Source organism: Paenibacillus sp. 01T442 (genome assembly GCF_056398345.1).
Genome location: NZ_JBFTPF010000151.1, coordinates 1 through 5,416 on the forward strand (window position 1 = coordinate 1; position 5,416 = coordinate 5,416).

5 protein-coding genes are annotated in these 5,416 nt (G+C 44.7%); 4 read left to right on the forward strand and 1 reads right to left on the reverse strand.

Features of this window, described 5'->3' with window-relative positions; genetic code table 11:
- On the reverse strand, positions 1–939 hold a 939-nt coding region (locus AC1DLM_RS34590; RefSeq protein WP_477572519.1), incomplete at its 3' end, for a stalk domain-containing protein.
- A 161-nt stretch (positions 940–1,100) separates the two neighbouring features.
- On the opposite strand from AC1DLM_RS34590, the gene AC1DLM_RS34595 reads away from it, so the two are divergent.
- The 4 genes from AC1DLM_RS34595 to AC1DLM_RS34610 all read left to right on the forward strand — a co-directional run bounded on the left by AC1DLM_RS34595 (position 1,101) and on the right by AC1DLM_RS34610 (position 5,305).
- Positions 1,101–1,409, forward strand: a complete 309-nt coding sequence (locus AC1DLM_RS34595; protein ID WP_441990269.1) for a hypothetical protein — start codon at positions 1,101–1,103, stop codon at positions 1,407–1,409.
- Positions 1,410–1,578: 169 nt separating this feature from the next.
- The gene (locus tag AC1DLM_RS34600; RefSeq protein ID WP_477572520.1) at positions 1,579–2,859 is read left to right on the forward strand and encodes an L-cysteine desulfidase family protein; all 1,281 of its coding nucleotides are present in this window, start codon (positions 1,579–1,581) and stop codon (positions 2,857–2,859) included.
- Between the two features lie 615 nt (positions 2,860–3,474).
- The gene (locus tag AC1DLM_RS34605; RefSeq protein WP_477572521.1) at positions 3,475–4,632 is read left to right on the forward strand and encodes an FAD-dependent oxidoreductase; all 1,158 of its coding nucleotides are present in this window, start codon (positions 3,475–3,477) and stop codon (positions 4,630–4,632) included.
- A complete protein-coding gene (locus tag AC1DLM_RS34610) occupies positions 4,622–5,305 on the forward strand; it encodes a TetR/AcrR family transcriptional regulator (RefSeq protein ID WP_477572522.1) in 684 nt (227 codons plus the stop codon). The genes AC1DLM_RS34605 and AC1DLM_RS34610 overlap by 11 nt, the downstream gene beginning before the upstream one ends.
- The last annotated feature ends 111 nt before the right edge of the window (positions 5,306–5,416 follow it).

Below are 5,416 nucleotides of genomic sequence, written 5' to 3' on the forward strand. Positions count from 1 at the left end.
ACCCATTGGTGGAAGATTAGGATCGGTGCTGTTCGATGCGTAATGCGTAGCTGGGGCTATGAATCCACGTTGTGTCTTCCGAACCGTGAAACGGAGTGCGTGGTTAATTTCGCCTGTACTGGCTTCGTCATATCGTACGAGACCAGGGAAGATTGGCAAGCCGGCCGCGTCAGCAGAGGTCCAATATTTAGGGCGAAGCGTATTGGTGTTCAAATCCCACTTTGCGCCGTTCGAAGCCTGCCATCCATTAGGCGTGATGCGTGCATTGAACAATTCGTAGAGCATAGCATTGTCTTTATCGACCACGATGACATGACGATCGCCATCGCTGTTTGTTCCGCCTTCAATTGGTGCATTCGCGGGAATTGGGTAAGGGCCAGGATCACTTTCATCGCTATAATCCGTAAACGTTACGTTTACTTTCGGTTGATCCCCGTTTACGATTGTATAGGGAATCCCAATAGGTGCCCCTTGCCATTCCGTACCAAAATCAGCATGCACACTCGTATTAAAGCCGATTGACTCGATGTACTGCTTTGATTTCTGATGAACAGGGAAGCCAGAGATGTCGGTATTCCATGGATTATTTGTTGGAAATACTTGTAAGACTCCAGAGCCGGATGAGGAGTTCTCATTATCGTTAGTTGGAAGTGGAATCTGTTTGGGTTTATCCCCTATAAAGATCGAGCTTGTCGCATTATCCCAACTCACGGGTTTCCCTAAGGACTCCGTAAGAAATCGAAGAGGGACATAGGTCGTATTTTTGTAAATGAAGCCTTGAAGATCTGTAGGGGGTTGCTTAATCTCACCATCGAAATAATACTGCAGCTTTCGAAAATAAACGTCAATTCCGATTGGATCAGTCGCAGCATAGGAAAGCCCTGAAAAAAACAAGGCGCCACATATAAATCCAACTGTTCCTGACTTCCATTTACCCATTTGTACCCACACTCCATTGTCTCTAGTTGGCATTATGCTAGATTTGTCTTATCATAAGACTATTCGTAGGTTCTACAATGCTTTGTGTCCAGGACGATAAAATGGCATGCTTCAAGATTTACATTTATGAGATGAAACTATACATTCACGGAGGGCGTACAATGAGTCAACGCTATCGCATTACAAGAGCTTTTCAACAAAATGAACAAGCCGTACCATCTATTTCATTGGAAGAGTGTAAAGAATACTTTGCTACACAACCGGATTTCACTTATACATCCGTTTTTACTGTGACTGGCGCCACCAGCATGTCTATCCAGGGGGATTTCTTCCTGTGGAGCTATGGGGAAATCAAGATTCCTTTCCGGCATTATCAGGGGGATATTTATGTGTCTGGTACGAATGAAGCGGTCATTCCTAAGATGTTAGAGGTAGCAAGTGAATTGGGAGCAGATGTGGCGGAAGGTTAAAATCATCAATGTTTGTGTTTTGCACAAAAAATCTATCTAATATTTACAACATACTCTCCTCATACTTTTACGCTATAGTAGTAGTAGTTGAACTTAGCTGACAAACTATCGTATATTCTGATTATCATTTGGGAGACATAGACAACTAGATATTAAGGGGGGGACGTCTTTGCATACGAATACTTTCATTCACATATTAAAAACGGAACTCGTCGTCGCGCTTGGCTGCACAGAGCCGGTTGCGATCGCCTTGGCTGCAGCGAAGGCTCGAAACTATGTGAAAGGTCCTATTAATAAGGTTACCGTTCATGCTAGCGCAGGAATCATCAAGAATGCATTAGCCGTTGGGATTCCAGGAACGAATGTAACCGGGATTGATTTTGTCGCGGCTTTAGGAGCTATTGCTGGGAATGCGGACAAGCAATTAGAAGTGCTTGCTGATATTCAGCCAAGTGATGTTGTTATGGCGCAGGACATGGTAGAGCGTGGCCTATCGGTGGTTCATCTCGCTGATACTCCTAGAAAGTTATATATTGAAGTCATCGTGAGCACAGAAGGAAGTTATGCTAAGGTGATTATCACCGATAATCACACCAATATCACGCTGATTGAAGTGGATGGTCAAGTTGTAGAATCAGGCGGCTGCGCAAATGCAAGCTTCAAGAGTTCCAAAGAGGAACGTGGCGAGCTTACGATCGATGGGATCGTAGAATTCATCAAAACAGTTGATCTCACTGAACTCCAACTGGTCAAGCAAAGTATTGAATTGAACCGTAAAGCAGGATTAGACGGATTAGCGAATGACTATGGTCTCCAAGTCGGGAAGACGATTAAAGAGAATGTGCAAAGGGGCATTTTGTCTGATGATCTTATCTCTCATGCGATGGCGCTTGCTTCCGCAGGGTCAGATGGTCGTATGGCTGGGTCGAGCATGCCTGTTATGGCGAATTCGGGCAGCGGAAATCAAGGTATTGCTGCGACGAATCCTGTTATTGCGGCAGCGGAGAAACTTGGCTCTTCGGAGGAGCAACTCATTCGTGCAGTTGCGCTAAGTCACCTAGTTACGATTCATATCAAATCCAAATTCGGTCGATTGTCTGCTTTATGCGGTGTCACTGTATCGGGTACAGGTGCAAGCTGTGGCATTACCTATCTACTCGGCGGTGGGATCAACGAAATTAAAGCGGCCATTCAAAACATGCTCGGCAATGTAACTGGGATGATGTGTGATGGTGCCAAAGGCGGCTGTGCGATGAAAGTTGCCACTTGTACGAGTGCGGCGGTCCAATCTGCGCTTCTCGCTTCGAAGGGAATGACCATATCCTCTAYGAATGGCTTTATCGAAAATGACGCGGAGAAAACGATCGACAACTTCTGTCGGATCGGGAATGAAGCCACATCCGAGATCGATAAACTCGTCCTTGAAATGATGTTAAACAAAAACATATAGTTGGTTTATGATCCGCCGCGAGGCGGATTTTTTGTTTGTATAGGCATTTATATGTTTGGAAGAAGAATATTTCCTCTGGTCCTGTGCCAGTTAAAAGTGAAGCAGATAAGAAAGCTCCTATCTTTGTTTAACTRTAAATTCTACAGCTAATTTCACGACTTACGGGGGAAAAGAGTGATTAGATGGAAAAAAGGTAGTTATATTTCGAGTATTCGCCAGTTCTTTAGAGAAAGTGCAGAAATAGCTACATAATTTCCAGTTATTCCACTTTTGAGGGAGAATAGCTCGAATTTAACTGTACTATTTCCATCAATTTACGATTGTGTAACCATGACCATGACCATGAGTAACTTGGGTGTGGTGAAGAGACACCGCGCCTCTGAGCGAGAGTGGTATTCCAATCGTTCCATTTTTTACCTATCATTTTCACCTATCTCACGCCTCTACACAGATCGTATACGCACCAATCTCCTCATCTAGAGATGATGGCGTAGCCTTTTATTTTGATATATAGGGGAAAGAAGCTATAAAAAGCGAACGGTGTACTTTACGAACGGTGTTCGTTATGGTATAACTAAGTCATGACATTCCAAATCTAATACCGAGGTGCACACCATGATGACAAATAAAAATGAACAACATCGTATCGCAATTATAGGTGCTGGTCCTGGCGGGTTAACACTTGCTAGAATTTTGCAGGAGCATGGCGTGAAGACGGTGGTTTATGAACGTGAAGCATCACCAGCAAGTCGTCAGCAAGGTGGTTCGTTAGACATACATCCAGAATCGGGACAAAGAGCACTTAGAGAAGCTGGTCTACTTGAACAATTCCAGGCATTAGCTCGCTATGAAGGGGAAGATTTCCGTCTGCTTGATAAAACTGGCAAGGTGTATCTTGATGAAGTGGCAGATTCAAAGGAGGGAGAACGCCCCGAAATTGATCGTGGTACGCTCCGTGGGCTATTACTGAACGCTATCGACCCATCTTGCATCCGTTGGGGCTACAATCTAAACGAAGCCATACCTAAGGATAATGGCCAGCATGAACTTCATTTTGAGAATGGACATGTGGATATTGTTGAACTCGTTGTGGCCGCAGACGGCGCCTTCTCTCGTATACGACCGTTACTGACTGATGCAGTACCAACGTATACAGGACTTAGTATGGTTGAACTATATATAAATAATGTAGCTGTTGAGCATCCAGAGATTGCAGCTTTTAATCGACGTGGCAAAATGTTTGCTTTGTCAGATCATAAGGGCATTTTAGGACAGTTGAATGGCGACGGTCGACTTTGTGTGTATGCAGCTTTTCGAGTTGAACAAGATTGGGTTGAAACAAGTGGTATTCCGTTTAATCAGCCTGAGGAGGCGAAGCATCAGTTGTTGAAACTTTTTGGCGATTGGGATGAATCGCTAACGACATACATTAGTTCCGCGACAGGTCCAATCTTGCCGAGACGTATTTACATGTTGCCTGTCGGGCTTACATGGACACACAAACCGGGTGTTACCTTGATCGGTGATGCCGCGCATTTGATGTCTCCCTTTGCAGGCGAAGGTGTGAATCTGGCGATGCTTGATGCTGCTGAACTGGCATTGTCCATTGTTGAGCATCAGGATTTGAGCGCTGCTGTTCATGCCTATGAAGAGAAAATGTATCCATACACAGCAGAATCTGCTAAAATGTCCGATGATAATCTTGCGCTATGTTTTGGCGAAGATGCCGCACCTAAAATGATGGAGCTGATGAATCAGTATCATGACCAATAAACCAACTCGAACAGTTGTAAGCCGTCGTTCACGCCCGGCTAAAGAACCATTAAGTCAAGAACTCATCGTGGAAACAGCCTTGGGGTTAGTGAAGAGCGAAGGTTCAACTGGACTAAGCATGCGGAAAATCGCCAAGGCGTTGGATACTGGCCCATCATCCTTATATGTGTATGTATCCAATCAACAGGAGCTAAGTGCGTATGTATTGGATGCTGGGCTCGCGGAAGTGATTTTCCCAATGTCAGATTCAGGTACCTGGCAATCGCGGCTATTCGATGTGTTAGACTCGTATTTAATGGTTCTGTTCGATGCGCCAGGAATCGCTGAGCTCGCACTTACGACAATTCCGGTTGGGCATAACTCTCTAGGCCTTACCGAGTATATGCTTCATCAATTGAATGAAGCTGGTGTCGGTGCCACATCTGCAGCATGGGGAATTGATCTATTGCTTCTGTATGTGTCCTCCGTAGCTTTCGAACAAACATCTCGCAATCAAGTAGGAACAACCCTGCAAGCAGTTAAAGCTTCTTATCAAACACTGGATGCCAAGCGATACCCATTGCTCAGCGGTTTGAAAGAAGAGATGACCTCTGCGGAAGGTAAAGAACGTTTTCGTTGGGGGTTGGAAGTGATTCTGCAAGGCATATTACAGGGGAAACCGGAAATTAAATGAAGAAGATCGAAGTGGCTGCCCTCGGGCAGTCCTTTTTCATTATTTTTATAAGTAAAATGGAAACTATTGGTGGATAGCTCCGTCTAATTGATTAGCAAACAATGTCTGGAG

What these genes read in the sequence shown, in the direction of transcription:
- AC1DLM_RS34595 (WP_441990269.1), top strand. Translation starts at nt 1,101, where the DNA reads ATGAGTCAACGCTATCGCATTACAAGAGCTTTTCAACAAAATGAACAA.
- AC1DLM_RS34605 (WP_477572521.1), top strand. Translation starts at nt 3,475, where the DNA reads ATGATGACAAATAAAAATGAACAACATCGTATCGCAATTATAGGTGCT.
- AC1DLM_RS34610 (WP_477572522.1), top strand. Translation starts at nt 4,622, where the DNA reads ATGACCAATAAACCAACTCGAACAGTTGTAAGCCGTCGTTCACGCCCG.